Origin of the sequence: Amphritea atlantica (genome assembly GCA_024397875.1) — a bacterium.
Classification (GTDB): Bacteria; Pseudomonadota; Gammaproteobacteria; order Pseudomonadales; family Balneatricaceae; genus Amphritea; species Amphritea atlantica_B.
The window spans coordinates 2,451,367-2,476,823 of sequence record CP073344.1 but is presented as its reverse complement, the minus strand read 5'-3'; the positions used below and the strand labels follow the sequence as shown (position 1 = coordinate 2,476,823).

General features: G+C 50.4%; 19 protein-coding genes. 14 read left to right on the top strand and 5 right to left on the bottom strand.

Translation table 11 applies throughout. From position 1 onward, the window contains the following. Nucleotides 1–59: 59 nt before the first annotated feature. Nucleotides 60–1,652, bottom strand: a complete 1,593-nt coding sequence (locus tag KDX31_11450) for an HD domain-containing protein (GenBank protein ID UTW01976.1) — start codon at nt 1,650–1,652, stop codon at nt 60–62. A gap of 210 nt (nt 1,653–1,862) precedes the next feature. Here KDX31_11450 and KDX31_11445 point away from each other — a divergent pair, with 210 nt between their 5' ends. From KDX31_11445 to KDX31_11435, 3 genes are all read left to right on the top strand, one after another. Next, nucleotides 1,863–2,369 (top strand): YbaK/EbsC family protein, encoded by a 507-nt coding sequence (locus KDX31_11445; GenBank protein ID UTW01975.1) that lies wholly within the window; start codon nt 1,863–1,865, stop codon nt 2,367–2,369. Nucleotides 2,370–2,460: 91 nt separating this feature from the next. Beyond that, nucleotides 2,461–3,105, top strand: a complete 645-nt coding sequence (locus KDX31_11440; GenBank protein UTW01974.1) for a cupin domain-containing protein — start codon at nt 2,461–2,463, stop codon at nt 3,103–3,105. Nucleotide 3,106: 1 nt separating this feature from the next. Next, nucleotides 3,107–3,952, top strand: a complete 846-nt coding sequence (locus KDX31_11435) for a hypothetical protein (protein ID UTW01973.1) — start codon at nt 3,107–3,109, stop codon at nt 3,950–3,952. Between the two features lie 18 nt (nt 3,953–3,970). On the opposite strand, the gene KDX31_11430 is transcribed toward KDX31_11435, so the two are convergent. Then, nucleotides 3,971–4,774 carry a helix-turn-helix domain-containing protein gene (locus KDX31_11430; GenBank protein UTW01972.1) on the bottom strand — a complete coding sequence of 268 codons (804 nt, stop codon included), beginning with the start codon at nt 4,772–4,774 and terminating at the stop codon, nt 3,971–3,973. A gap of 126 nt (nt 4,775–4,900) precedes the next feature. Here KDX31_11430 and KDX31_11425 point away from each other — a divergent pair, with 126 nt between their 5' ends. The 7 genes from KDX31_11425 to KDX31_11395 all read left to right on the top strand — a co-directional run bounded on the left by KDX31_11425 (nt 4,901) and on the right by KDX31_11395 (nt 15,088). After that, nucleotides 4,901–5,863 carry an ornithine cyclodeaminase family protein gene (locus tag KDX31_11425; protein ID UTW01971.1) on the top strand — a complete coding sequence of 321 codons (963 nt, stop codon included), beginning with the start codon at nt 4,901–4,903 and terminating at the stop codon, nt 5,861–5,863. 42 nt (nt 5,864–5,905) lie between these two features. Further along, on the top strand, nt 5,906–7,183 hold the full coding sequence (locus KDX31_11420) for an FAD-binding oxidoreductase (protein ID UTW01970.1): 1,278 nt from the start codon (nt 5,906–5,908) through the stop codon (nt 7,181–7,183). A gap of 341 nt (nt 7,184–7,524) precedes the next feature. Then, the gene (locus tag KDX31_11415; GenBank protein ID UTW01969.1) at nt 7,525–9,714 is read left to right on the top strand and encodes an EAL domain-containing protein; all 2,190 of its coding nucleotides are present in this window, start codon (nt 7,525–7,527) and stop codon (nt 9,712–9,714) included. 210 nt (nt 9,715–9,924) lie between these two features. Further along, nucleotides 9,925–10,668 (top strand): TetR/AcrR family transcriptional regulator, encoded by a 744-nt coding sequence (locus KDX31_11410; protein UTW01968.1) that lies wholly within the window; start codon nt 9,925–9,927, stop codon nt 10,666–10,668. Between the two features lie 94 nt (nt 10,669–10,762). Then, nucleotides 10,763–13,084 carry an MMPL family transporter gene (locus KDX31_11405; protein ID UTW01967.1) on the top strand — a complete coding sequence of 774 codons (2,322 nt, stop codon included), beginning with the start codon at nt 10,763–10,765 and terminating at the stop codon, nt 13,082–13,084. Further along, entirely contained in the window at nt 13,081–13,869 is a 789-nt protein-coding gene (locus KDX31_11400) for an outer membrane lipoprotein-sorting protein (protein UTW01966.1), read from the top strand. Before KDX31_11405 ends, KDX31_11400 begins: the two co-directional genes overlap by 4 nt. A gap of 1 nt (nt 13,870) precedes the next feature. Continuing rightward, nucleotides 13,871–15,088, top strand: coding sequence for a hypothetical protein (locus tag KDX31_11395; protein UTW01965.1), 1,218 nt, complete (start codon nt 13,871–13,873; stop codon nt 15,086–15,088). Here the strand turns inward: KDX31_11395 and KDX31_11390 are convergent. Beyond that, the gene (locus tag KDX31_11390; GenBank protein UTW01964.1) at nt 15,085–16,026 is read right to left on the bottom strand and encodes a hypothetical protein; all 942 of its coding nucleotides are present in this window, start codon (nt 16,024–16,026) and stop codon (nt 15,085–15,087) included. The genes KDX31_11395 and KDX31_11390 overlap by 4 nt on opposite strands. A gap of 90 nt (nt 16,027–16,116) precedes the next feature. Between KDX31_11390 and KDX31_11385 the strand changes: the two genes are divergently transcribed. Continuing rightward, nucleotides 16,117–16,578 carry a flavodoxin family protein gene (locus KDX31_11385; GenBank protein ID UTW01963.1) on the top strand — a complete coding sequence of 154 codons (462 nt, stop codon included), beginning with the start codon at nt 16,117–16,119 and terminating at the stop codon, nt 16,576–16,578. A 105-nt stretch (nt 16,579–16,683) separates the two neighbouring features. Then, the gene (locus KDX31_11380) at nt 16,684–16,920 is read left to right on the top strand and encodes a hypothetical protein (protein ID UTW01962.1); all 237 of its coding nucleotides are present in this window, start codon (nt 16,684–16,686) and stop codon (nt 16,918–16,920) included. Between the two features lie 103 nt (nt 16,921–17,023). On the opposite strand, the gene KDX31_11375 is transcribed toward KDX31_11380, so the two are convergent. Beyond that, nucleotides 17,024–17,905: a DMT family transporter gene (locus KDX31_11375; GenBank protein UTW01961.1), complete on the bottom strand. Its 882-nt coding sequence runs from the start codon at nt 17,903–17,905 to the stop codon at nt 17,024–17,026. A 19-nt stretch (nt 17,906–17,924) separates the two neighbouring features. Then, nucleotides 17,925–18,386 (bottom strand): Lrp/AsnC ligand binding domain-containing protein, encoded by a 462-nt coding sequence (locus KDX31_11370; GenBank protein UTW05378.1) that lies wholly within the window; start codon nt 18,384–18,386, stop codon nt 17,925–17,927. A gap of 296 nt (nt 18,387–18,682) precedes the next feature. Between KDX31_11370 and KDX31_11365 the strand changes: the two genes are divergently transcribed. Both KDX31_11365 and putP read left to right on the top strand, forming a co-directional pair. Continuing rightward, nucleotides 18,683–23,479 carry an NAD-glutamate dehydrogenase gene (locus KDX31_11365; protein UTW01960.1) on the top strand — a complete coding sequence of 1,599 codons (4,797 nt, stop codon included), beginning with the start codon at nt 18,683–18,685 and terminating at the stop codon, nt 23,477–23,479. Between the two features lie 434 nt (nt 23,480–23,913). Further along, nucleotides 23,914–25,383, top strand: a complete 1,470-nt coding sequence (gene putP / locus KDX31_11360; GenBank protein UTW01959.1) for a sodium/proline symporter PutP — start codon at nt 23,914–23,916, stop codon at nt 25,381–25,383. Nucleotides 25,384–25,457 lie beyond the last annotated feature (74 nt).

The following is a 25,457-nucleotide window of genomic DNA, read 5'->3' as shown; positions in this document are numbered from 1 at the left end:
AAAACCAGTAGGGCTCAGTGGTCAGTCATCCTCATAAATAGGCATCGTCTGGAGCTGTTCTAAACAAGCCCCGGAAGGGTTTCCAGATCAACATCATCAATCTGGCGGGGCGTCATATGTTGTCTGGCGTATTGAAGATAGGCGCCGCTTTCGACAAACACTGTAAACAGGTTTGCGTCGAGATGGTTGTCTTCAACCTTACGTCCGATAATGTTCATCGCCTGGGATAACAGCATCCCTTTTTTATAGGGCCGGTCCGCCGAGGTGAGTGCTTCGAAGATATCAGCAATGCACATGATTCTGGCGCGTAGCGATATCTTATCGCCAGTCAGGCTTCTGGGATAACCACTTCCGTCAAGGTGCTCATGATGATTACAGGCAATCTCAGGTACCTGAGCTAATGGTTTGGGGTAGGGAAGTGATTCCAGCATATCGATAGTCACTTTGATATGGTCACGCATGACCTGAATCTCACTGGGTAGCAACGTGCCTTTGCGGATACAGAGGTTTTCTGTGTCGTCTTCGGTGAGTAGTTGTCGCAGGTTGCCATCGCAGTCTGTCCAGCTTATTTCAGCGATCTGTCTGATCCGCTCAACATCCTCATCAGCCATAAATTCTGAACCGGTGTTACTCTGTTTCAGGAAGGCGATATCGTCATCGAGTGTGCGGCACTGCGATACCATCTGTAACTCAGCCTGTTTTGCCTCGTCTGCTGACAGCCCCGGTAGCGAACGATAGTGATTGAGCTGCAGTTGCAGTTTATATTCACGGGTGCGGGATTCCAGCAGTTCAATACGATCAAACATCGAATGAAGCTTAGTGGCTTTGTCGATAATGTGTTCGGGCGTGGTTATTTTGCCGCAATCGTGAAGCCAGGCGGCAATGCGCAGTTCATACATCTCCTGTTCGTTAAACTGAGTATCTGCATATTTGTGGTTGCCACTTTGGTTGACCGCTTCAGCCAGTAACATTGCGATTTCAGGGACCTGTTCACAATGTTTACCGGTCACCGGCGATTTATGGTCAATTGCGCGCCCCATCATTTTAATAAAGGATTCAAAAAGCTCCCGCTGGGCATCGATCAGGCGTCGTTTTGTCAATACAGTCGCGGCAAGAGACGCCAGTGACTCAACCAGATGTTGCTGGTATTCAGGAAAGGTAATGACCTGATTATTTTTGTCTAACGCGTTAATTAACTGAAGAACACCGATAACTTCGCCTTCGTGGTCCTGCAGTGGCACACAGAGAAATGATTTGGAGTAATAGCCTAGTTGCTTATCAAATTTTCGGGTACCCGAAAAATCATACTGATCTGAGCAATAGGCATCTGGAATATTGATTGTTTTCTGTTGCACAAAAGCCTGAGCTGCGACGAGTTTCGATGCCTGTTTCTGGGCGTTATAGATCTTTACAGCGGGCATATTCCGTGGTTTTTGGTGGATATCCAGAGAACGGTTATGGAGAATGCTGAAGTGCAGCTCGTTAGCGTTTTCCCCGTCGACGGTGTAGAGGGTTCCACCATCGGCATTGGTCAGGTTCATACAGCCAATAATGATGCGATCCAGCAACTTGACGTGATCTTTCTCAGTGGTCAGCGCACTTGTCAGGTCTGCAAGTTGACTGATGATTTCGTGCGTTTCGGAATGCAGCATATGTTTAACCAGCAATGGCCGTTGAATTGAGTTAAATGTGACCCTGCCCGAAGTCACTGTCAAGACGCATAAGCTCGAAAGGTTACCAATGGGGGCAGATAGTCTTTTTGGTGTAAATACGGTTTTTATCCACTCTTAAGGTGAGGTTATCTGCGTCATCCACACCTATACTGAGTTAAGACAACGACAGCAATAAGAGGAGGTAAGGTTATGGCTGTGGCAATGACGCTTGACTCGTATCTCAGTAATAAAGCGTGTCATTACGATGTGGTAGAGCATCCTTTTTCGGCATCTGCGGTACAATCCGGGATGAGTGCTTCGCTGCCGCTTGCGCAAGTTGCTAAGGCGGTGGTGGTTAACCATCATAATCATTATCTGCTGGTCGCAATCCCGGCGATGAACCGGCTGATGTTACCTCAGGTTGAAAGTATGGTGGGCAGCCATCTGAGTCTGACGCATGAAAAGGAGCTTGATGCGCTGTTCGGGGACTGTGATAAAGGGGCTATCCCTGCGATCGGGCAGGCTTATGGTCTGGATGTTATCTGGGATGATGCACTGCAAGAGGAGGATGATATCTATCTGGAGGGGGGAGATCACCGCCATCTGATCCACCTGAAGCGCGAGCAGTTTCTACAACTGATGCAGAATAATCCTCACGGAGAGATCAGCTGTGCACCGGATGAGTTGTACGATATGAGCCATATCCGGCAGATCTGATCAGTCAGAGACCGGCCGGAAAACTGATTCTGTTAGAGTGAATCCCATCGTCCGGGTATACTGATCTGCTTTGCAGATTGCCGGAGTCGCTATGCTGAATATGGATTTTACTCAGCCCGTGAGTATTGATAGCCAAACACTAAGCTGGGTTGCCAGTCCGATGCCGGGTGTCTGGCGCAAACCCCTGGCCCGGGAGGATGCGGAACAGGGGCATGCGACCAGTATCGTTCGTTATGATCCGGGCGCGTCCTTCTCATCCCATGGCCACCCTGCAGGTGAAGAAATTCTGGTGCTTGACGGCGTGTTTTCCGACCAGAGTGGCGACTATTCTGCCGGCACCTATTTTCGCAACCCGGAAGGCTTCAGCCACGCACCTTTTAGTCATGAAGGCTGCACAATTCTGGTGAAACTGCATCAGTTTCAGCCGGATGACCAGGCGCATCTGACACTTCAGACCGAAGCAGCATCATGGTCAGGGCCGGACAGTTCACTGCAGCGGCTGGATCTGCATCAGCATAACGATGAGCAGGTATTTATGCTGCGCAGTGAAACCGGAGCAGAACTGGATCTGAGCCACGCCAGAAAGGGACTGGAGTTGTTTGTCATTGCCGGACAGCTGTTTGAAAATCATCATGCCTTTCAGCAGGGTTGCTGGATCCGTCGACCCCACGCCGACGGCTGCTATCGTTTAGGCGCTGATACGCGGGTGTGGATCAAGATTAATCATTTGCTCTGAGATGCGTATTATTTTCAGCCGTAAAGGCTTCGATTCCTCTTCGGGGGGCTGTCCCAGTCCGGTGTTGCCGGATGGCCGTTTACTTTCGCTGCCCATTCCCGATGTCAGATCAAAGATCCGTTACCGGGATCTGCAGATTGAGGGCATCAATCCCGGCCGTCTGGTGTCGCAGCTGACCCGGTCTAAAGTTAACAGCAGTAGCGGTGCCCATCTTGATCCTGATCTTCTGAACGGCCATTTGCCAAGGCTTGCCGGCTGGCGTCCGTTGTTGGGACAAACCGGATCGGCTCAGGGGCATCTGAGTAAGCAGGGTATTCAGCCCGGAGACCTGTTTCTCTTTTTTGGTCTGTTCCGCGAGGCAGAAATTTATCAACGTCGCTGGCGCTTTATTCCGGGAACCGCTGCCCGTCATCTGCTGTGGGGGTGGCTACAGATCGACGAGATTGTGCATGTTGATAGTCTGACTCCGGGAGAGCAGCCCTGGCTGAACTATCATCCCCATCTGCACGGCGAACCCGATAGCAATAATACTCTCTATCTGGCACGTCAGTCGCTGTCTCTGCCGGGACTGAATCATATCGCCGGAAGTGGAGTATTTGAGCAGTTTGATCCACGCTTGCAACTGACGCAGCCGGGTTCAGATAAACCCAGTGTGTGGCAGTTGCCGAGCTGGTTTTATCCGGCTGATCGTCAACCGCTGAGTTATCATCACAGAGCCGAACGCTGGCAAATCAATCCGTCTCACTGTCTGTTACAGGCGGTTGCCCGGGGGCAGGAATTTGTATTGCAGGCCGATCACTATCCGCAATCCGCAGAATGGGTTGCTCAGTTATTGATGCCATCCTGACGTTTACCCGCCGCATTATCAGCGCTTCATTTTGCGGGCGTTGCCGGGGGTGATACTGAAATAGCGTTTGAACGCCCGGGAGAAACTTGAGACATCAGAAAAACCCAGTTCATCTGCCAGGACTCCCTGTGGTATATCGCTGTTTTGCAGCAGAAAGCGGGCCCGCTGCATACGTCGGGACATGATGTATTGTTGGGGTGTCTGGCAAAATTCTTTCTGGCAGAGGTAATAAAAATGGCTCTCGCTCAGGTTCAGGATGTTAGCCAGTTCCAGATTGCCCGGTGGACAGGATAAGCGCTGATCAATATAGCTGTTCAGTGTGCTGCGGTTGAGCCGGCAAGATCTGCTGTCGATCTCCGGCGTCGCTGAGTATTGCTGGCATAGCTGGGTGATAAACAGCGTAATAAGCTGGCAGTTGATCTGATAGCGGCTTTGCTGACTGATCTGCTGATCACTCAAGGCCAACTGGCTGGCAGCAAAGTCCAGCATCGGTAACATCTGTGGGGAAAGGGTGATGAATTCCGGTTGTTGCAGTATGGTTTCTTTAAAGGAGATATTACAGCTTTGCTCCAGCGCCTGGATAAAAGGATCAAAGGGGGCCAGGTCAATTACCAGCAGCTCACTTGCTTCACTCAGACCGCTGAACAGGTGGGTCTCACCATCGGGTGCAATCGCCAGTGTGCCAGAGGAGATCTCTCCGCTTTCCCGCGAGAACTCGCACTCCATCCTGCCATTCAGTCCAATCAGAATCTGAGCGAAGTCATGCAGGTGCTCACCGCTTTGACGGGCGATCAGATTGCGACGGGCCTGGCTCTGTTTCATAGATGGGTTTTCCGGGTTAAATAGACATGCTCCAGAGTCTGAGTCAAAAACTCAGTAGCCTGAGTTAACTTCTGGGCCTTACTTCCGACTAAGATTACTTAAAACCGGAAAATAAGAGAAGCCGTTATGCAACTGAACGCTAATCAGGTCCGTGAAGCACTGCCATGGGACCGACTGATCGAAGCACTTAATACGATTTTTACTAAAGATGTTTGCGCGCCTGTTCGTCATCATCATAGCATTAATGTGCCCAATGAACCTCAGGCGACCCTGCTGCTGATGCCCGCGTGGCTGGAAGGCGAGTATCTGGGGGTTAAGCTGGTGAATGTCTTCCCGGGTAATAATCGCCATGGATTGCCGGGCCTTAACAGCAACTATATCCTTTCCTCCGGTCAAACCGGGGAACCGCTGGCTCAGCTGGATGCTAACGAGCTGACTGCGCGGCGGACTGCGGCGGCATCGGCGATGGCGTCCGGTTTTCTCTCCCGTGCAGATGCCTCAGATCTGCTGATGGTCGGTGCCGGACGCATGGCAAGATACCTGATACCGGCGCATATGAGCGTCAGACCGATCCGTAAAGTCACTGTATGGAATCGTAATGAAGCTGAAGCAATCGCGCTGGCAGATGAACTGAAAGCTCAGGGTGTTGATGCTCAAGCGTGTCCTCCCGATCAGCTGGAGTCCGCCGCGAATAGGGCCGATATCATCAGCTGTGCAACCCTCTCCACCACGCCGCTGATTAAGGGCGAGTGGATGAAGCACGGAGCACATCTTGATCTGGTCGGCAGTTTTACCCCCACTATGCGTGAAACGGATAACGACGCCATGCAGAACTGCTCAGTGTTTGTGGATGTGCGTGCCGGAGCCCTGAGTGAAACCGGAGACCTGATCATCCCGATCAGCGAGGGCGCGATCACCGAGGAAAGTATTATCGCCGAGTTTACTGAGCTGTGTAGTGGTCGTCATAAAGGTCGTGCCGGGTTGGAAGATCCACAACAGGCTATCACGCTGTTTAAATCGGTAGGTGATGCACGCGAAGACCTGGCTGCCGCGATACTGGCGTATCAGCTGAGCGTTCAGAATCAATAAGTGATTTCGGTTTAATACCCACCGGGTGTAAGGGGGAAGCGGATGGCGGTTTCAGAGGTGGTCCGGGAGGTTGAATCCAGCAAGGTAACGGTTGCCGTGATCGGCGCAGGTGTCGTCGGGCTGTGCTGTGCCCTGGAAGCTCAGCGGAAGGGGCACCGGGTGGTCCTGTTTGATCGTGATGAAGCGGGACTGGGGGCCTCATTTGGTAATGCTGGCTATCTGGCAACTGAACTGATCGAGCCGCTTTCAAATCCGAAAACCCTGCGCTCGGCACTGTCACTGTGGCTGAATCCGAAAGGTCCGCTATTTCTGCCGCGGCAATATTTTTCACGCATAGCCCCCTGGCTGCTTAGGTTTGTTTGTTCATCGGCTCCTGAAAAACTGCGGCGCAGTCGCACCGGACTGCTTCAGTTAAACCGGGAATCGATTGCGGCATGGCGCCGCTGTCTGGAGGATATTGGCGCCTCTGAGCAGATTATAAAGTCCGGTTATCTGCTGGTATGGGAATCGGCTGATAAAATCGATGCGGCCCGTCAGCATCAGGTCTGGTTGCGTGAAAACAGTATTGAAACTGAGCTGGTTCAGGGAGCGCGACTGGCGGAACTGGAGCCTGAACTGGCTAATACTGTGAATCATGCGCTGTTTTTCCCGGATGCCTGTCGTGTCAGGGAGCCTTACCTGCTGTGCAAACGGCTGTTTGCGACATTCACCGATCGCGGGGGAGAATTTATTCGGCAGAGGGTTACGCAGACCCGACCGTCAGGTCACAGGGTTACTGTCTCAACCGAGTTGCAGGATTACAGCTATGACACTGCGATGATCTGTGCTGGGGCCTGGAGTAAAGCGCTGCTGAGTGATATGGGGATTAACGTGCCGCTGGAAGCTGAGCGGGGCTATCATCTGACCATCCCTGAAGCGGGTTCGATGCTCAGGCATCCGATAGGGTCCGCTGAACGACGTTTCGTTATGGGACCTCTGGACAGTGGTTTACGGGTGGTGGGTATGACCGAACTGGGCGGTCTGACGCTTGCACCCATTAAAGGTCGTTTCGATGTGCTCAGCTATCATAGCAGCCAGCTTCTGCCAGGCCTCAAAGATCAGGCACTGGAGGTCAGCGAGTGGATGGGACACCGGCCAACGCTACCGGACTCTCTGCCGGTGATTGATCAGCATCCGCAACATCCTCAGGTGGTGTTTGCCTTTGGTAATCAGCATCTGGGTTTAACCCAGGCTGCGGTTACCGCTGAACTGGCATTAAAGCTGATGCAGAAAGAGGTCAGTGCTATCGATATGGACTTGTTTAAGGTGAGCCGGTTTTGAGTGCTTGAGGCGGACCTAAACCCCCATTTCTCTATATGTGTCAGAGGTCGAGACGACAAGGCTTCGGTATAAACTATCTGAGCAGGGCTCGTATCTGATGCTTTAACAGGTCCATTGAGAGTGTCTGATTGATCAAACCGTTTCTGTTGATGTTTAAGTCTCTGCGGATGAGCTAAGGCCGTCAGGCCGAGAGTACTGTTGGGTTAAGGATGATATTTCATTTCATTCTGGTGACTGAATGCTGAGGTTTACCTCAAAATCCCCCGGTTTTATTGCTATTCTAGGCAGCTTTATTATGCGTTAAGTATAAAGCCGCGCACCGCCGATCTGGACTAAAAGTAATGGGTTTAATTTTCGACGAAAGAGTCGATGAAGTATTAAAACAATTTGATAACTGTAATGGTCAGGATTACTTTAATTTATTGGCAGCCAGACTCGCCGATCTGACGCAAGCCGACCATGTCATGGTTTGTGAACTTCATCTGGCAGCGCATACTGCCGAGAGTGTTGTGCTTTGGAGTGATGGCAACCTAAGCCCTAATATCTGCTATAGCCTGTCTGGAACGCCTTGTGACCAGGTGAACAGTGGTGGCACCTGTATCTACCCCCGGGATATTTCTGAGCTGTTTCCGGAAGATAGAATACTCGTTGATTTAGGGCTGCAGGGATATGTTGGCCGTAGCCTGAAAGACCGCAGTGGCAAACCTATTGGCCTGATGGTCGCGTTGTTTAAACAACAGGATTATGCGACAGAAGATATTCTGAGTGTTTTTGATCTGTTTGCTGTTCGTGCCCAGGCGGAACTGGAGCGAATCCAGTGGGAAGGATCGCTGCATGCAAAGATCGAATTGCTGGAGGAGAAAAACCGTCAGTTGGATCTTTCCCGTCGGGTGTTTGAACACACTAACGAAGGCATGATAGTGACCGATAGCCAGAATATAATTCTGGATGTAAATGACGCCTTTTTGAGAATGAGTGGTTACCGCAAGGATGAGTTGGTCGGTAAAAATCCAAGCATTATCAATTCAGGGCTTCAGCCAGAAACATTTTATCAGCAGATGTGGCAGGTTCTGAGCAGCAAAGATGTCTGGCAGGGAGAGCTTTGGAACCGACGAAAAGATGGTTCTATATACCCAATAATGAGTTCTATCAGCACGGTCAAGGATGCTGACGGTCATATCACCAATTATATCGCCAGCTGCAAAGATACCAGTTCAGAAAAGGAACTTAAGGAACAGCTATACCGGCAGGCCACTCACGACTATCTGACCGGCCTGAGTAATAGTTTTGAGTTTAGTGATCATGCAGAAAAAACGATTGCACTTGCCCATCTGGGCCGACAACAAATTGCCCTGTTACGGATGAATATTGATAACCTGCGACTGGTTAATTCATCCTATGGCTACATGGCCGGTGATATTGTCGTTAAAACCATCGGCCAGCGACTAAAAAACAAAGCTTCCGGCAGCGATATTTTAGCCCGGCTGGGAGGCGATGATTTTGCTTTGCTGATCGGTTATGAACAACTCAGTAATTTAGAACAACAGTTAAGATTAATTCTGGATCAGTGTGGTGATGATATTGATGCCGGAGGGGAGGTAGTGCATCCCTCATGTTCTGTTGGTATTAGTATACTGGGCGAAGATGCCAGTGATCTTGAGTCGATGATGAGCCATTCATTTCATGCGCTTCAGCATGCTAAGGAGAACTGTCGTGGTAGTTACAGCTTTTACAATCAGGGACTGGAGCAGCAGACACGGCGGCATGAAATTATACAGAAACGGCTGTTTACAGCCCTGACAGAAGGTAAAGTCGAACCCTACTATCAGCCGATAGTCAGTCTTCATGACATGAAGGTGCATCACTGTGAAGCTCTGGCCCGCTGGCATGATGATGTATTGGGGTTTGTCTCTCCCGCCGAGTTTATACCGGTAGCGGAGTCTACCGGTCTGATTAAGTTACTGGGTCAGCAGATCATGAGCCGATCGGTTCGGGACTTTTCCGAGCTGAATAGGTTGTTGTCACAGCCGATCGGCGTAGCGGTCAACCGTTCGCCGGTTGAGTTTAACTTTAATAATGATGCCGATGAGGTGATTCGCTTCGCTGAGTCCTGCGGACTCAATCCGGAACTGGTGTGTATTGAAATTACTGAAAGTCTGATGATCGAAGCGCCTGATGAGGCACTTAAACAGTTACAGTTATTAAAGTCACGGGGCTTCAAGCTCGCTTTAGATGATTTCGGTACCGGGTTTTCTTCACTGAGTTATATTAAACATTATCCGTTTGATTACCTGAAGATTGATCAGTCCTTTGTCACAGATCTGGCCAGACAGACAGACGATTATATTCTGGTTAAAACGATTATTCAGATGGCCCGCAATCTGGGGCTGAAGACAATCGCAGAGGGGATTGAGACCGAACAGCAGTGTGCGTTGCTGCAAGAGTTGGGGTGTGACTTCGGTCAGGGCTACCTCTTCAGCCGACCATTGCAACAACAAAAGCTTATTCAGTTTATGGAGCAGAGGGTCTGAAACAATTTTCCACTCCTGTACCTATATCAGTTAGGGGGCTGCAGCCGGGTTAGCCCTCAGGTCTCATGGGTGAGACAGGACTTGATATCATCTTACTTCGTTAATAATAAGATTTAAGGGATTAAGGGATTAAGAGATTAAGGGATTAAGGGTTGCACATTAAAGCATCCACTTTATAATTGACGAATCGTCGTTTATTTAAGGTTGTGTATGAGTCCGCGTCAGATCGATAACCAAACCCGTCAGGACAGAGAGCAGGAGCTGCTGGATGCTGCGATGAAACTGATCAGCGAGAAGGGGGTTGAGGGACTAACTATGGATAAGCTGGTGAGTGCAGTACCCTATTCAAAAGGTACCGTATATGGCCATTTCAGCGGTAAAGAGGATCTGTTGCTGGCGCTGTGTAACCGCGGTATGGCGCTTTTAGTCAGTATGTTCAAAAGGGCCGGGTCATTTGAAGGTGTCACCCGGGAACGGTTGTTGGCCTGGATCTACGGTTATCAGCTTTACGCCCGTCTGTATCCTATGTTTTTTATGCTGGTTATCACCGCTAAATCACCCGGTGTGGCTGAAAAGGCTTCGGAGCGGCAGCTTGAAAAACATATTCAGCTTCAGGCTTTACTGAGCGGCGGGCTGCTTGGGCTGATTCAGCAGGCACTGGAAACGACTGAATGTGGTAACCCTTTGAACATGACTGCTGAGCAGATCGCTTTTGCTAACTGGTCTGCATCGTTTGGCTCAATCTCTTTACTCAGTAAAGGGGCTGACAGGTGTAATATCCGTGCAGGTCTGGAGTTAGAAGAATCTCTGTTGGCCAATGTGTGTCTTGTTCTGGATGGGTTGAACTGGCGTCCCTTGTCTTCACAGTTTGATTACAACACGACCCTTGAACGTATTCGTCATGAGATTTTTGCTGATGAAGTGGCAATGTTAAGGGCTGGAGAAATTAACTAAGGGCGTTCAGCAGTTACAGAGGCTCTGATTTAGCAGACGGCGTAGCCGTATTTTTTTAATATAACACTGACGAATCGTCACTAAAGGCATCACGATGAAGGATAAATTGTTTGCTGTAGTTTTACGTCACCCGGTTTTGATTCTACTGGCCTGTCTTATATTGACGGCTGTAGCCACGATCGGTGCTAAGAATCTGGTTTTTAAAAGTGATTACCGGGTGTTTTTCAGTGAAGATAACCCACAGTTAGTGGCTTATGAGTCGATTCAGAACATTTTCAATAAGAGTGACAATGTCGCTTTTATCGTGATTCCGGCCGACGGCGACATCTATACGCCTGAACATCTGCAACTGCTTAACCAGATTACCACCGATGCCTGGCAGATCCCCTATTCAACACGGGTCGATTCGGTGACTAACTATCAGCACACCTGGGCAGATGCCGACGATATGATCGTCGAGGACCTGGTGATGGAGGAGCAGACGCTAGATGTTTCTGCACTCGACCGGATACGGGAGATTGTTAATACCGAGCCGATACTGCTGAACAAGATCGCATCGGCGAAAGGGCAGGTATCACTGGTGAATGTCACCGTGCAGTTGCCGATGATTGATCCGGTGGCCGAGGTCCCGGAGGTTGTTACCAAGGTGCGTGAAATTCAGCAGAAGTATATGGCTGAAAATCCGGGCCTTGAGGTCAAACTGTCCGGCATTGTGATGATGAACAACAGCTTTGCCGAGTCTGCACTGAAAGATAATGCCACGCTGATCCCCATCATGTTTGGCGTGGTTGTTCTGACCATGCTGTTTCTGCTGCGCACTTTCAGCGGCACGCTGTCGACGGTCATCATTATTGCTGCCAGTATTATGGCGGCGATGGGGGCGGCCGGGTGGAGCGGAATGTTTCTCACCGGGCCATCAGCCAGCGCGCCAACCATGATTCTGACTCTGGCAGTCGCAGACTGTATCCATATTCTCAGCACCATGTTTTATGAGATGCGCCGGGGTATCGCTAAACGTGATGCACTGCTGGATAGTCTGCGGATTAACTTTCAGCCGGTGATGCTGACCAGTGTGACCACGGCGATCGGATTTCTCAGCATGAACTTCTCCGATTCTCCGCCATTCCGTGATCTGGGTAACATTGTTGCGGTGGGTGTGATGCTGGCGTTTGTGTTCTCAATCACACTGTTTCCGGCGCTGTTGATGGTACTGCCGGTGCGGGTGAAGGAGGTTAAAGAGGAAGATCGTGACTGGACCCGTTCGCTGGCGGCATTTGTGACGGCAAAGCGTCGCATTCTGCTACCCGGTATGAGTGTCATTATGCTGCTGTTGATTGCGTTGTTGCCAATGAACCAGCTGAACGATGATTTTGTAAAGTATTTTGATACCTCTGTGCCGTTCCGTCAGGCCACTGATTATATGCAGGATAACCTGTCGGGGATGACCCTGATGGAGATCTCTGTTGACTCCGGTGAGTCAAGCGGTATCAATGATCCGGCTTTTCTGAAGACCCTGGGTGAGTTTAGTGACTGGCTGCGGGCTCAGCCGGAGACCGATCATGTCAGCACCCTGACAGATACCCTGAAACGGCTGAATAAAAATATGCACGGGGATGATCAGAGCTACTATCGTCTGCCCGACGATCGTGAACTGTCGGCCCAGTATCTGCTGCTTTATGAGATGTCTTTGCCTTATGGTCTGGATCTGAATAATCAGCTTAACGTGGATAAATCCTCGGTGCGGGTGGTGGGTACGTTTAAAAATCTCAGCAGTAATGAACTGGTATCACTGGAAGAGCGGGTGCAGGACTGGTTTGCCAGCCATGCCAGTGAATACCAGGTGATGACCACCGGCCCTAATCTGATGTTTGCTCATATCAGTCAGCGTAATATTAAAAGTATGTTATCGGGTATCGCAGTGGCTCTGGTGCTGATCTCGCTGTTGCTGGGCCTGGCACTGCGTTCACTCCGCTTTGGCCTGATCTCTCTGTTGCCGAATCTGGCGCCCGCCGCAATGGGGTTCGGTTTGTGGTATCTGATCGATGGTCAGGTCGGGCTCGGGCTCTCGGTTGTTGCGGGAATGACGCTGGGTATTGTGGTGGATGATACGGTCCATTTTCTGAGTAAATATCTCTATGCCCGCCGCCATCGTGGTGCCGATTCTGTCGCGGCAGTTCAGTATGCCTTTGGCAGTGTCGGCCGGGCGCTCTGGGTCACGACATTCGTCCTGGTGTGCGGTTTTATGGTGCTGGCGCAATCCAGCTTTAAACTGAATGCCGATATGGGCTTCCTGACGGCGCTGACGATCCTGATCGCGCTGATCGTCGATTTCCTCTTTTTGCCGCCGTTGTTGATGCTGTTCGATAAAACGAAGCTTGATGTGCCTGTTAAAACCGTTCAAGGAGTTGAAAAATGAACCTGATTAAACCACTTTACCTGCTGATGACCCTGACTTGTTTAAGTGCGTCAGTGTTGGCTCAGACCCCTGAAGAACGTGGCCTGGAGATCGCCAGAGAAGCTAAACAGCGGGATTTTGGCTGGGCCGATATGCAGGCAGAGATGCTGATGGTGCTGCGTAATAAACAGGGCGAAGAGAGTATCAGAGAGATCCGTATCCAGTCGCTGGAACAGGAAGGCGATGGCGATAAGAGCCTAACGATCTTTGATAAACCCCGGGATGTGAAGGGTACGGCGTTTCTGAGTTTTTCCCACCCGCTTGAAGCGGATGATCAGTGGCTTTATCTGCCGGCGCTTAAACGGGTGAAGCGAATCTCATCGCGTAATAAATCCGGCCCGTTTATGGGGTCGGAGTTTGCTTATGAGGATCTCTCCTCATTCGAGATTGAGAAATACAGCTACAAATATATCAAGGATGAATCGTGTGAGGGAGGCACCTGTTTTATCGTGGAGCAGTACCCGGTGGATAAAGATTCAGGTTATACGCGACGGGTAGCCTGGATTGATCAGGACCATTACCGGGTATGGAAAGTCGATTTTTATGACCGTAAAAACAGTCTGTTAAAAACCCTTACCTTTAACGGCTATCAGCAATACCTGGACCATTACTGGCGGGCGGATCTGCAGCAGATGCAGAATCATCAGAACGGTAAAAGCACAGAGCTGAAATGGTCCGGTTATCAGTTCAGGGTTGGACTGAGTGACTCTGATTTCAACAAAAATACGCTGAAGCGGGCCCGTTAATATGAACACAGCTTTTTTGACAGCGGGGCTGACAACACTTCTGTTCAGTGGTGTAACGCTGAGTGATGCGGTAAAAGCAGATGAGCTTGTGTTTGAGTTCAGTGGCCGGTTGTCAGGTGAGCTTCAGGGCTATTTTGACGCGGGACGCTTTGCCGGGCAGAACTATCAGAGCAACGCTTCGCTGGCTCTGGAGCCTGAACTGTACTGGGGGTTTAACGACGGAAATGATGCCGTTGTTTTTACCCCGTTTTACCGGCTGGATCAGCGGGATGCAGAGCGTAGCCATGGTGATATCCGTGAACTGAGTTGGATCCATGTAGGGGATGACTGGGAGCTGCGAACCGGCCTGCGTAAAGTCTTCTGGGGGGTGACCGAATTTAACCATCTGATCGATGTGATAAACCAGACTGATGGTGTTGAAGACAGTGATGGTGAGGAGAAACTGGGTCAGCCGATGGTCAATCTCTCGCTGGTGCGGGACTGGGGCATCCTCGATCTGTTTGTGCTGCCGGGATTCCGGGAGCGCACCTTTGCCGGAACTGATGGCCGACTACGCAGTGGTCTGGTTGTTGATACCGATAGCGCCCGTTATCAGTCTGATGGTGGCGATCAGCATATCGATACCGCGATTCGCTGGAGTCAGAGTTTTGATCTATATGATATCGGACTCTACTGGTTCAGGGGGACCAACCGTGATCCCCGTTTTGAAACCCGCGTGAAAAATGCTACGCCGGTGCTGATACCTGTCTATGAACAGATGGATCAGATCGGTTTTGATGGTCAGGCAACCATCGACAGCTGGCTCTGGAAACTTGAGCTGTTATGGCGGGATCTGCCAGACAGTCAATATACCGCTCTGCAGGCGGGGCTTGAATACACCTTTTACGGTATCAGCGACAGTAATACCGATCTGGGTGTGCTGGCCGAATTTGGCTGGGATGAGCGGGGCAGGAAAGCGGATACTATTTTCCAGAATGACCTGTTTATCGGTAGCCGGATCACTCTGAATGATGCCGCCAGCACCGAGTTTCTCGCCGGAGTGGGTTACGATATCGACTACAGCAGTCGCAGTCTGTTTGTGGAAGCCAGCAGTCGCTTTGGTGAAAGCCTCAAGCTGAGCCTGGATGCCCGGTTATTTTATTCCGGCAGCAACCGGGATCTGATGATGAATATTGATCAGGATGATCTTATCCAGCTAACAGCGGACTACTATTTTTAAGCAGAATCTGATGTCTTTGAAACCGCCTTCAGGCGGTTTTTATTCTTCTTATTACTATTCCAGGATTTCGATTCAGGCTTCTGATTCAGGGGTTCAGTCACACTCAGCAGTGCATTGGCGATTCCCGCTGATTTAAGCGTGTCAGACTGAAGCCGGGTTATTACCAGCAGACAGCCGCAGAAAGCCAGAGCGTTGAATGACACTGAGGCGAACGATTCAGCATGGCGCGGCACCAGCATCAGCCATTCCCGGCACAACAGCAGATTGTACGCCATTGTTGTTTGCTTCGTCGTATAGCTGAGATGCAGATGATTCAGCAAAGCCAGGTAATGGTTGTGCAGCCACAGTGCCCCGGCATCCGCATCCCGATGAAGATTGAGCGGTAGTTGCACTCCGGCCTGATGGAAGGGGAGAGCAGGGTTACTGTCAGGCCTGTCGGAGAAACCGCTGAGTTGCACCGCAAGCGGCAGCTCGGCCGGCCCAATTGGAATCAGCTGCAGATGTTTATGGGGCTGACTGGCCCCGGCTTCCCGTCCGCCATTGTAGAACACCAGACCATCAATCTCTTTCAGACCCATCAGTGCGGCTTTGAAGTCTGAGGGGTTAAGCAGGTTGGTTTGCGGCTCGAATTCACGGGTGACCAGCAGCAGATGGTTTTCGATGACATTAAATTTGTTTATCAGACAGATATGGTCGGGCCCTATATCACAGACATACAGTTGCGGATCATAGGGTTTAAAAGGGTTAGTGCTGTGGTCTTCCGCCTGTTTGATACGTCGGTGATTTTCTTTTTCTTTCAGGCTGCTGAGGATTCTTAGCTGAAATTGAAAAGGGGCCTCACAGACTGTTTCAATAACCGTGCTGAGTGGTTGCAGCGCTCCTTTTCTGAGGGCTGTCTGGCTGACATGCTGAGTGCGCTGTAAAAGTAAATCTGTCATCAGTTGGTGCCGGAGATTGAACTACCTGTCAGATTACGTTGGCCGGCGGCTGTTGTATAGTGAATAGAGATTGTCTGCGAGAGAAAGCCGATGAAAGCATTACTACTGGTCGCCCATGCACCTTCCGACAACACCCGGCTACTGGCGAAAGCGGTATTGCGGGGGGCGGGTCACCCGGATATTGATGCAGTGCAATGTCGCTGGGTTGAGCCCCTTCACGCAATACCGGAAGATGTGCTGGAGTGTGATGGAATTATTTTGGGGACCACTGAAAACCTCGGTTATATGAGCGGAGCACTGAAAGATTTTTTTGATCGCTGTTATTACCCCTGCCTGGAGAAAAAACAGGGACTTCCCTGTGCCCTCTATGTCCGGGCAGGCCATGATGGCACTGGCACCTGTCGTGCGGTGGAAACGATTTGTACCGGTCTGCGCTGGCACTGGATCCAGCCCCCACTGGTCTGCCGTGGGAAGTGGAACGATGATTTTTTGCAGCAGTGTGAAACCCTGGGCACAACCATGGCTGCGGGTTTAGAAATGGGGATTTATTGATCTGTATCGCGGTTTGCTGGGCTGCAGGTCGGTACCTGTATTGTGCAGTGCAGAAAGCGGCATTATACTTACGTCTGAATTTTGATCAGATCAGGAGATCCGCCCATGAAGCAATCGGTGTTTACCGGAATAGAGTGTGATGATCGCCGTATAGCCAGTGAGCTTCAGGCGATGGGTTACTATGATGAGTGTCGATCAGAGTCCCGCTCTGCGATCAGCAGACTGTTTGAGGCCGTGGGAAACTTTATCACCTGGATGCGCTGGAAAGGTGAGGTGGGTGTTTATGGTTGCCGTGTCGGTGCAGATTATGCACGCTATATGGAAGCCAAGGTTAGCGCCTGATTTTCATTTGCGTTTTTTTAAAGCCGCTCATCTGAGCGGTTTTTTCGTTTCACTTACTCTTATCTCTCCTCATCTCAGCAAGTCAGCAGGGTAAAGTGTCCGGTCAGCGGTAACTTTTCCTTTTAAGTTGCTGGAACAGAACACCGCCAATAATCAGGATCAGCCCGATAATAGTGGACACCATCACCGGTTCTTCCGCGATGGTTGCCAGCAATATCAGTGACAAAGGTGGCGCCAGGTAGACCAGGTTGCTCAACTGGGCAGTGTTATCGGTCATCCGCATCGCCTGCATCCACAAAAGGAATGCAAATCCCATCTCGAAGGTGCCGATATAGATGCCGCCAGCGACCGCCTGCCAGGGCATAACCGTCATTTCACCCTGCACCAGCATCAGTACACTGAGAATCGGCAGGCTCAGGCCAAAACAGAGTAGCAGAGAGACAACCGCGTCCCGCGGTTTGCGGGTATTGAGAATCCAGTAACCGGCAAAAAACACAGAACTGCCAAGCCCCAGCATAACTCCCAGCGGGTTTTTGAAGTCCAGTGCCAGAAGATTGCCCTGAGTCGCGATAACCAGCACACCGCCGTAAGCCAGCAGAATGCTGATAACGTTTTTCAGGGTGAATTTTTGTCCCAGAAACGGTACTGCCAGAATGCTCAGCACGACCGCCCAGGTGTAATTCAGTGCCTGTGCCTGCTGTGCCGGCAACATATCATAGGCGGCAAACAGAATCAGGTAATAGAGGGTCGGATTGAGTAGTGCCAGCAGCAGAAAGTAACCGGGAGACTCTTTCATGTATTGGCGCGCCAGAGAGAGTTTGCGCTGCGCAACGGTGGCGACAGAGAGGATGGCAAAGGTCGTGGCCACGGCAACCCAGAGCATCTGTAATGGGCTGATCAGTGACAGCGTTAGTTTGAATGCTGTGGCAACAGTAGACCACATCAGCACTACGAACAGTGCCAGGATCAGAGATGAGCGGTTCAAAGTATCGTCTCAGAAGGGGTCAAAGTAGTTTGGATTCAATATCTTTAACATCTTCCATCACCACAAAGGTGCTGGTTTGGGTGACATGGGGCAGAGAGGATATTTTCTCTCCCAGCACTTCGCGATAGGACTCCATTCCGGTGGTCCGGACTTTCAGCAGATAGTCGAAATTAGCCGCGATCATATGACACTGCTCAATCTCAGGGATCTCGCGGACGGCATCATTAAACGCTCGTAATGCCTTGGTTTTAGTGTCATTGAGGGTAACCTGAACAAACGCGACATGCTTGGTGCCGAGTTTTTTCTGATCGACCAGAGCGATGTAACCGAGAATATAGCCCTGTTCTTCCAGACGCTTCATACGGATCTGGCAGGGGGTTTTTGACAGACCGACCCGTGAGGCCAGCTCCGTTACTGTAATACGGGCATTTTTCTGCAGTTCACGCAGAATCGCCATATCAAGTTTGTCCAGTTTATCCAAATTATCCATAGAATTTCACAGTTGTGGTTGTTCGTTTGTTTATTTGAGCGTTATGAGAAGGATAGGGCTATAAATAATAAAAATACAGTGAAAAAGACTTCTATTCTTTTCCTATACTTTGATATTAACTAATACGTTCTGGTTTTTATGCCTATCCTAATGACTAATTGTGGGAAAAAAACCGGGGTGTCAGCGCCAATACCTCTGTTTCTTGGGCGTTGTATGAGTCGGTACAGGGAATAATAATAATCCGGTATCTGCCGGGTGTCGCGAGTGCAATCTGGAGTCTATACAAAATGCATGATTTATTGGGACTGAACAAATCACAGATTATTGATCTGATCAGCGAAAAGCTCTCTGCTCAGGTGAGCAAGGGACTGCAAGCATCGATGCAACTGTTCACACAAAAGTTTTTCAGTGTAGCTGCACCGGAAGAGTTACAAAACCGTTCACTTGAGTATCTCTGCGCAACAGTCCTGTCATACTGGCAACTGCTGCAGGATTACAAAGCGCCGGCACCGGTTATCAGGGTGTTTAACCCTGATTATGAGCAGCACGGCTGGCATTCGAATCATACGGTAATACAGGTTCACAATATTGACGTACCGTTTCTGGTTGATTCCGTCAGAATGGAACTCAATCGTCGTGAACTGGCGATTCTGAGCATTAATAACTGTGTGCTGGCCTGCGAACGCACCGCCCGAACCCACAAACTGAAAAATCTTAAACCTGCCCGTGAGAAGGATGAGAATACTCAGGTTGAGTCACTGATCTATCTGGAGATTGAACGCCATTCCGATCAGACGACCCTCGATGAGATACGCGACAGCCTGTTAAAGGTGGTCGCTGATGTTAAAGCGGTAGTCGATGATTTTCTGCCAATTAAACAGCGGGCACAGGAGCTTAAAGAGGAGTTGCGGCTGCGCGACGCCAACAGCCCTGAGATCAAAGAGACCCGCAAACTGATTGACTGGCTGATGGATGAGCACTTTATCTTTCAGGGGTATGAAGAAGTTGTTGTTCGCCAGGAAGAGGGAAAGGTTTTTGCCGATACGGTTAAAGACTCTGGACTTGGTACTCAGCGTCAGACACCCGGGAGTAAAGAACTGAGCCACCTGGAACAGCAGTTTGTGCTGGCTGAAAAAGTGTTAATGTTCAGCAAGGATGTGGTTCGTTCTACGGTACACCGGCCGGTATACCGGGATCTGATTATCATTAAACGGTTTGATGAACAGGGGCGGGTGTGCGGTGAGTGTCGCTTTTACGGCCTGTATACCTCTTCAGTATTCCTGACCAATCCGTTGCGGATTCCGGTGGTGCGGCTGAAGCTGATCAGTATTCTGTCCGAGTGCGGCTTTGAACCGGGTGGTCACAGCCACAAAGCGCTGGTTCAGATTCTCACGGATATGCCGCGTGAAGAGCTGATTCTGGCACAAACCAGTGATCTGAAGCGGACCAGCTTTGGTATTTTCAATATGCAGGAGCGTCGCCGGGCCTGCCTGTTTGTGCGTCAGGATGCCAGTAAACGGTTTTACTCCTGCCTCTATTATATTCCCCGTGATCTGTACACCACCAAGCTGCGAAATTCAGTGCTGAATCTGTTGTATAAAGGCTTACACGCGCGGGACTATGAAGCGAACTCGCAGATCTCTGAATCGGTGCTGTCGCGTACACATTATGTAATTTATGCTGATCCTGATCAGCAGGTGGCAGTGGATCTTCCCGCCATCGAAGCACGGATTCTGGAGATCTCCCGCTCCTGGGATGACGATCTGAATACCAATCTGATCGAAACCTATGGTGAAGAGAAGGGCAGCCGTTTTGTAAACCGTTTCAGTGGCGGATTCAGTTCTGCCTATAAAGAGAACTTTTCTACCGGAAACGGGGTTTATGATCTGCAGCATATCTCCTACCTGAAGACTCCCGATGCTATCGCAATGAGCTTCTATCGTTCCTTTGAGGAAGCGGAGGGTATTCTCAAGTTCAAGCTCTTCAGTGCTGACCGTCCGCTGGTCTTGTCGGAAGTGATCCCGCTGCTGGAAAACCTTGGGCTTAAAGTGCTCAGTGAGCACCCGTATGTGGTGACAGACCGGGACAGTAAACAGTACTGGATCAGCGATTTCCGCGTCAGCTACGGTCAGCAGACCGTGGTTGAGCTGGACAAGGTAAAAGTTATTCTGCAGGAAGCCTTTTCCCGGGTCTGGGATGGTCAGGCCGACAGCGACGAGTTTAACCGACTGGTTATTTCTGGCGGGATTAACTGGCGTGAAGTCGCCATGCTGCGTGCATACGGGCGCTATATTAAACAACTGCGTTTCGGTTTTTCACAGCCGTTTCTGGCGGAAGTTCTGGTACGTAACGTTGATATCAGCCGTCAACTGGTCGAGCTGTTCCGCAGCCGCTTCCAGCCCGGTCAGCAGGAGCCCGGACAGGAAGACGCTATCGAGCAGAACATCCTGAGCGCGATGGACGGTGTTAAGAGTCTCGATGATGACAAGATACTGCGACGCTTTATGGTGGTGATTAAGTCCACCCTGCGGACTAACTTCTATCAGCAGGATGACGGTGTCGATAAGCCGTACTTCTCATTTAAAATTGACTCTCAGTCGATTCCGGATATTCCGCAACCGAAACCTAAGTTCGAAGTTTTTATCTATTCACCCCGGATCGAGGGTGTGCATCTGCGGGTGGGTAAGGTTGCCCGGGGTGGTCTGCGCTGGTCCGACCGGATGGAGGATTACCGCACTGAGGTGCTGGGTCTGGTAAAAGCGCAGCAGGTGAAAAATTCAGTCATTGTGCCGATGGGCGCGAAGGGCTGTTTCATCTGTAAGCGGATGCCGGATACCACTGACCGGGAGACGATTCAGGCCGAGGGTATCGAATGTTATAAAACCTATATCCGCGGACTGCTGGATATCACCGATAACCTGATTGCCGGTGAAGTGGTTCACCCTGAATCGGTGGTGCGTCACGATGAGGATGACACATATCTGGTGGTTGCCGCCGATAAGGGCACCGCAACTTTCTCCGATATCGCCAACTCAATATCTGAAGAATATGGTTTCTGGCTGGGTGATGCATTCGCTTCCGGCGGAAGTCAGGGTTACGACCACAAGGGGATGGGAATTACCGCCCGGGGGGCCTGGGAGTCCGTTAAGCTTCACTTCCGTGAGAAGGGCATTAATACCCAGGCGGAGCCGTTTACTGTTATTGGTATCGGCGACATGGCGGGGGATGTCTTCGGTAACGGTATGCTGCTGTCTGAAACGATCAGCCTGGTGGCGGCATTTAACCACCTGCATATTTTTATCGACCCTGACCCCGATGTTGCCAGCTCATATGTTGAACGTAAGCGAATGTTTGAGCTGCCACGCTCCAGCTGGAGCGATTACAACAGTAAACTGATCAGTAAAGGGGGAGGCATATTCGCCCGTTCGGCTAAATGGATCGACATTTCACCGCAGATGAAAAAGCGGTTTGCGATCACTGCAGACCGTCTGGCACCCAATGATCTGATCAATGCGCTGCTAAAAGCACCGGTTGATATGTTGTGGAACGGCGGTATCGGTACCTATGTTAAAGCGACCCAGGAAAGTCATGCCGATGTCGGTGATAAAGCCAATGACAGTCTGCGGGTTAATGGTTTTGAGCTGAGATGTAAAGTCCTGGGTGAGGGCGGTAACCTTGGCTTCACGCAGCTGGGACGGATTGAGTTTGCCCTTAACGGGGGCTCGTCAAATACCGACTTTATTGATAATGCCGGTGGCGTGGATTGTTCCGACCACGAGGTCAATATCAAAATTCTGCTGAATGAACTGGTCAGTCAGGGTGATATGACCATGAAACAGCGTAATCAGTTGTTACGTGATATGACCGATGATGTGGCTGAGCTGGTACTGAAGAACAACTACCGTCAGGCTCAGGCACTGAATATCGCTGAAGCCTTTTCTCAGGAGTCCCTTGATGACTACATTCGCCTGATTAAGAGTCTGGAGCGTGAAGGAAAACTCAATCCCGAGCTGGAATTTTTACCAACCGAAAAACAGCTTTTACAACGCCGTGAGCAGGGTCAGGGGTTAACCCGGCCCGAGCTTTCAGTATTGATCTGTTATGCACGTATTGAATTGAAACAGGCGCTGATTAACACCTGGATTACGAAGGATAAAGGCTTTTCCAAAGAGATGGAAACCGCGTTCCCGGCGCGTCTGCTGAAGGAATTTCCTGAGGCATTGCATAATCACCGTCTGCAGCGGGAGATTACCGCGACTCAGATCGCCAATGATCTGATAAACCGGATGGGTATCACCTTTGTGAATAACCTCAGTACCGCAGTCGGTGTCAGTTATGCGCAGATCGCAGCGGCCTATATGGCGGCGCGTGAAATCTTTAATATTGAATTTCAGTGGCGACAGATTGAAGCGCTGGATAATCAGGTGCCAGCCGAGTTGCAGGTAGCCATGATGAAGGATCTGGTTCAGTTAGTGGGACGGGGCACTCAGTGGCTGTTAAGACATCACCGTGAAGGTCTCAATCTTGAGGGATGTCTTAATGTGTATAAGCCGGCCATTGACCAGGTGGTGGTGTCTGATGAACAGATCCATAGAGTGATTCCGGCTGATCGTCTGAAGGAAAAATATGAACGCTATACCGGTGCAGGAGTACCGGGACAACTGTCAGCGTTCTGTGCGGCCAGTGAAAATATCTACTGGTTACTGGATGTGATCGATGTCGCCCGCGAAACCAATGAAGATGTCGAACAGGTAGCGATGACCTACTTTGGTGTGGGTACTAGTCTTAACCTGATCTGGCTGGATAAGCAGATCCGGCAGTTTATTGCCGTTAACCATTGGCAGGCGCTGGCGAAAAACAGTTATCGGATAGAGCTGGATAACCAGCACCGGGCACTGACGCTGAAGGTTCTGCAGTCCGGAGAACCGGGCAGCAGTGTTGAGCAGCGGCTGGAACACTGGCAGCAGGAGCGGGCAGTACATCTGGAGCGCTGGCATTACACCCTCAGGGATATCCAGAATACCAAGCTGATCGATTGCTCAATTTTTGCTGTCGCTCTCAGTGTTTTGCTCGAATTGAGCTAACACAGGGGTGCCATAAAAAGCGGGCCCGGCATCTGTCGGGCCCGCTTTTTTTATGTCAAACCAATTGACTATCTGAACCCGAGTGAATATCAAATAAAGGCCTATAAAAAAACCTTCATATGAGAGGATGCTCTTTTTTCTGCTTTTAAATAGGAAAAAAGGCTTCTTATTGTTCTGTAAGCTATGCCGCTTCACTGTCTGTGTCTGGGTACTGGAGTGTACCGCAGAGCAGACTCGTTGTTTCAACGTGTCGCGCACTGAAGAAGCCGGCACGGGTAAGCAGATCGTTGGTATCTGTACCAGGAACATAAAAAAATGCCGGTTGCGACACCGGTTATAACAATAATTGAATCTGCAGTCTGTGCAGTGTTTGTGTCTAAGCGGTTTCGGACTCGGGCATTGTTAGCAGATTCTAAAATCGATGAGGCTTTTGCATGATAATAACACTGACCTTTATTATCTATCTGGTTCTGATGCTGGCGATTGGGGTTGTTGCGTATCGCCGCACTAAGGATCTTTCTGATTATGTCCTGGGAGGGCGTAACCTCGGTGCGTTTCCAAGTGCACTGAGTGCCGGAGCATCCGATATGAGTGGCTGGCTGCTGATGGGATTACCCGGTTATGCAATGTCTGCAGGCTATGGGTCGTTCTGGCTGGCCGGTGGTCTGCTGGTGGGGACATGGCTGAACTGGCTGGTGGTTGCTCAGCGGCTACGGGTCTATTCTGCACAGGCTGAAGATTCTCTGACGCTGCCTGCATTTTTCGAAAAACGCTTTAATGACCATAGCCGCAGCCTGCGTGTTGTGTCAGCCTTTTTCGTACTGGTTTTTTTCCTGTTTTACACCAGCTCTGGTCTGGTTGCCGGTGGCAAGCTGTTTGAAACCGTATTCGGATTTGATTACACCCTGGCGGTGTTGCTGGGTGCTGTGGCGGTTATCTCCTATACGTTGTTTGGTGGTTATCTGGCGGTCTGCTGGACCGATGTTGTACAAGGGTTGCTGATGGTTGGCGCGCTGCTAATGGTGCCATTGTTTGCCATCGGTGAGCTGGGTGGTATGAGCCAGACTCTGGCAGCGGTGAACGCGAAGAACCCCGAATTACTGAATATGTTTACCGAGGCCGATGGCAGTTCTATCACTCTGATCGGCACGTTATCGCTGCTGGGCTGGGGGCTGGGTTATTTTGGCCAGCCTCATATTCTGGCACGATTTAAGGGCATCTCCAGTAAAGATGCTGTTCCTTCTGCGCGCCGTATTGCTGTTATCTGGTCGGCTTTTTCTATGGCGGGCGCCTGCTTTATTGGTCTGGCTGCAATCGGTTATCTGCCAGATGGTCTGGGGGATAATGAAACCGTCTTCATGGTGATGGTTGATGCTTTGTTCCATCCGCTTATTGCCGGTATTCTGCTGGCAGCAATCCTTGCAGCCGTCATGAGTACCGCGGATTCCCAGTTGCTGGTATCGTCCTCTGCTCTGGCTGAAGATTTTTATAAAGCGCTGTTTAACCAGGAGGCGTCACAGGAAAAGCTGGTGCAGGTAGGACGTTTTGCGGTTGTTGCTATTGCACTTATTGCGACGTTCTTTGCGCTGGATAAGGACTCCAAGGTTCTCAGTCTGGTGTCCTACGCCTGGGCGGGTTTTGGTGCCGCCTTTGGTCCGGCTCTGATTATGTCTCTGTACTGGAAGCGGATGAACACCGCCGGTGCTCTGGCAGGTATCATTATTGGTGGTGTAACCGTTGTTATCTGGAAGCAGTTAAGCGGTGGATGGTTTGATCTGTATGAGATCATTCCGGGGGTTATGTTCGCATTTATCGCAATTGTTGTTGCGACGCTGGCGACCGCTGCTCCGGTCCGGTCCGTTACTGAACGCTTTGAAAGTGTCGAAGCTGAAATAAAAGGCTAAACTTATCATTGCTACATAAAAGCCCCATTAGGGGCTTTTTTTATGTCTGTCATGTTCTTATTTTGGCGGCTGAA

Coding starts and splice junctions, on each gene's coding strand:
- KDX31_11405 (UTW01967.1), top strand. CDS start 10,763: ATGAAGGATAAATTGTTTGCTGTAGTTTTACGTCACCCGGTTTTGATT.
- KDX31_11400 (UTW01966.1), top strand. CDS start 13,081: ATGAACCTGATTAAACCACTTTACCTGCTGATGACCCTGACTTGTTTA.
- KDX31_11420 (UTW01970.1), top strand. CDS start 5,906: ATGGCGGTTTCAGAGGTGGTCCGGGAGGTTGAATCCAGCAAGGTAACG.
- KDX31_11365 (UTW01960.1), top strand. CDS start 18,683: ATGCATGATTTATTGGGACTGAACAAATCACAGATTATTGATCTGATC.
- KDX31_11415 (UTW01969.1), top strand. CDS start 7,525: ATGGGTTTAATTTTCGACGAAAGAGTCGATGAAGTATTAAAACAATTT.
- KDX31_11395 (UTW01965.1), top strand. CDS start 13,871: ATGAACACAGCTTTTTTGACAGCGGGGCTGACAACACTTCTGTTCAGT.
- KDX31_11425 (UTW01971.1), top strand. CDS start 4,901: ATGCAACTGAACGCTAATCAGGTCCGTGAAGCACTGCCATGGGACCGA.
- KDX31_11450 (UTW01976.1), bottom strand. CDS start 1,652: ATGCTGCATTCCGAAACGCACGAAATCATCAGTCAACTTGCAGACCTG.
- KDX31_11380 (UTW01962.1), top strand. CDS start 16,684: ATGAAGCAATCGGTGTTTACCGGAATAGAGTGTGATGATCGCCGTATA.
- putP (UTW01959.1), top strand. CDS start 23,914: ATGATAATAACACTGACCTTTATTATCTATCTGGTTCTGATGCTGGCG.
- KDX31_11435 (UTW01973.1), top strand. CDS start 3,107: ATGCGTATTATTTTCAGCCGTAAAGGCTTCGATTCCTCTTCGGGGGGC.
- KDX31_11385 (UTW01963.1), top strand. CDS start 16,117: ATGAAAGCATTACTACTGGTCGCCCATGCACCTTCCGACAACACCCGG.
- KDX31_11440 (UTW01974.1), top strand. CDS start 2,461: ATGCTGAATATGGATTTTACTCAGCCCGTGAGTATTGATAGCCAAACA.
- KDX31_11390 (UTW01964.1), bottom strand. CDS start 16,026: ATGACAGATTTACTTTTACAGCGCACTCAGCATGTCAGCCAGACAGCC.
- KDX31_11410 (UTW01968.1), top strand. CDS start 9,925: ATGAGTCCGCGTCAGATCGATAACCAAACCCGTCAGGACAGAGAGCAG.
- KDX31_11430 (UTW01972.1), bottom strand. CDS start 4,774: ATGAAACAGAGCCAGGCCCGTCGCAATCTGATCGCCCGTCAAAGCGGT.
- KDX31_11445 (UTW01975.1), top strand. CDS start 1,863: ATGGCTGTGGCAATGACGCTTGACTCGTATCTCAGTAATAAAGCGTGT.